1 protein-coding gene is annotated in these 411 nt (G+C 60.3%); it reads left to right on the forward strand.

Going from position 1 to position 411, the window contains the following annotated elements:
* The coding region (locus ACLEJP_RS25535; protein ID WP_440810919.1) for an immunoglobulin-like domain-containing protein at window positions 1-411 on the forward strand (411 nt) is incomplete at both ends.

A 411-nucleotide genomic window follows, 5' to 3' on the forward strand; every position in this document is an offset into this window, starting at 1 on the left:
TGTCAATTTTGAGACCCCGGCAAACGACGTCTACAACAACGGCTCGACCGTCAGCACCACGATTACCGGTGCGACCGGTGGCAACTTCGAGCAACTGACGCCGAACCCGACTCCTGCTCAGACCACGATCAACGACTCGGTCGACACTACTACCGCGACCCTGACGGCGACGCCGTCGGTAACCGAAGGTGGCGTCATCACCTACACCGTGACTCTGAGCAACCCGGCTCAGACTCCGGTGACCGTGACGCTGTCCAACGGCCAGACCATCACCGTTGAAGCCGGCAAGACCCAGGGCAGTGTCAATTTCGAGACTCCGGCGAACGACGTTTACAATAACGGCTCGACCGTCAGCACCACGATTACCGGTGCCACCGGTGGTAACTTCGAGCAGCTGACGCCGAACCCGAC

The organism is Pseudomonas sp. SMV7 (genome assembly GCF_052041995.1).
GTDB lineage: Bacteria > Pseudomonadota > Gammaproteobacteria > Pseudomonadales > Pseudomonadaceae > Aquipseudomonas.